Raw genomic sequence first — 1,431 nt, 5'->3', positions numbered from 1 at the left:
GCAGTGTCGAGATCAGAATCGCCGATTATCGGGACCTGCGCGGCGAGGAGTTCGACGCCATCTCCTCGATCGGCATGTTCGAACACGTCGGCACCAAGAACGCCGCCGGGTACTTCGACACCCTCCGCGCACTGCTGCACCCGCGCGGACGGCTGCTCAACCATGCCATCTCCTCGCCGGGCGGCTCCATCATGCAGAATCGCTCCTTCATCGGGCGCTATGTCTTCCCGGACGGCGAACTCGTCGACGTGGGCGAAGTCGTCCTGGCCATGGAACGCGCCGGATTCGAAGTGCGCGACGTCGAAGCGCTGCGGGAGCACTACGAGCGCACCCTTCGCTGTTGGGTCGCGAATCTGGAAAATGCTTGGGAACAGGCGGTTTCACTCGTCGGCGAGGGGAGAGCACGAGTCTGGCGGCTCTATATGGCCGCCTCCGCACTGGGCTTCGAGGACGGCGGACTCGGGATCCACCAGGTACTCGGCGTGGTGCCGGAAGCGACGGGAAACGCCGAGATGCCCGCGACACGCCGTGCCTGGGGCTAGGCCCTGTCGCGCTCACCCACGAAGAAATCTCAACAGCTCTGCGGTGACGAACTGCGGATTCTCTTCGACGAGCCAGTGTCCCGCGTTCGGAACGTCCACCGCGTGCACGATATTGGCCAACCGCGCCGCCGCACTCGCCCGGACCTGGTCGAGCTGTCCCTGCGCGGTCATGAGCAGCGTCGGGATATGCGTCGGCGCCGCCGCCACCGAATCGTGGACATCTTGGTCCAGGGCACGGTACAGCTCGAAACCACCGGTCAGGTTCTCGGGCCGGCTGTAAGTCCTTGCGTACTCGTCGATTTCGGCATCGGTGAAGGGAGTACGCCGCGAGGTGCCGCCGAAAGCCGTTCCGCCGAAAGAGACCTGGGGATAAAACAAGGCCAGATAGTCACGGACGTTGTCACCGACCACCGCCTCGGGAACCTGTTGCTGGGAATGAAAGGCGATGTGCCAGCTCATCGAGCGGTAGGTAGGAGCGTCTACCGCGGGCCCGGGGAGCGGCAGGTCGAGGTATCCGAGACGAGCGGTGTCAGCGGGGAACTGGGTGGCGTAGTGGAAGGCCACCGCGGCGCCGAAGTCGTGCCCGACGATCGCCGCATCGCGCACGCCGAGCCGGTCTGCGATGAGGGTGTGGATGTAGCGCGCCAGGGTGGCCTTGCGGTACCCGCTCGGTGAGCCGCTGCTGTCCCCCAGCCCGGGAAGGTCGACGGCGTAGACGGTGTGATGCTCGGCGAGCGCAGGCATGATCTGCCACCAGCCGTACCAGGTCTGTGGCCACCCGTGGATGAGCACCACCGGCGAGCCGCTCCCTCCGGTCACGTAATGCATGCGAATACCGTCGATGTCGGCGCACACAGGGCGAGATTACATGGCGCAATGCCCGTGTGCG

The 1,431-nt window shown here is 65.5% G+C and carries 2 protein-coding genes; one reads left to right on the top strand and one right to left on the bottom strand.

The features are described 5' to 3' along the window. Positions 1 to 542, top strand: a 542-nt coding sequence (locus tag ACFWPJ_RS32795; protein ID WP_378857395.1) for a class I SAM-dependent methyltransferase, incomplete at its 5' end; no start/stop codon positions are given. A gap of 12 nt (positions 543 to 554) precedes the next feature. Here ACFWPJ_RS32795 and ACFWPJ_RS32790 read toward each other — a convergent pair. Beyond that, entirely contained in the window at positions 555 to 1,370 is an 816-nt protein-coding gene (locus ACFWPJ_RS32790; protein ID WP_378857393.1) for an alpha/beta fold hydrolase, read from the bottom strand. Positions 1,371 to 1,431 lie beyond the last annotated feature (61 nt).

The organism is Nocardia sp. NPDC058497 (assembly GCF_042720195.1).
Taxonomy (GTDB): Bacteria; Actinomycetota; Actinomycetes; order Mycobacteriales; family Mycobacteriaceae; genus Nocardia.
This window is presented reverse-complemented; position numbering and strand designations above follow the sequence as displayed.

Coding starts and splice junctions, on each gene's coding strand:
- ACFWPJ_RS32790 (WP_378857393.1), bottom strand. CDS start 1,370: ATGCATTACGTGACCGGAGGGAGCGGCTCGCCGGTGGTGCTCATCCAC.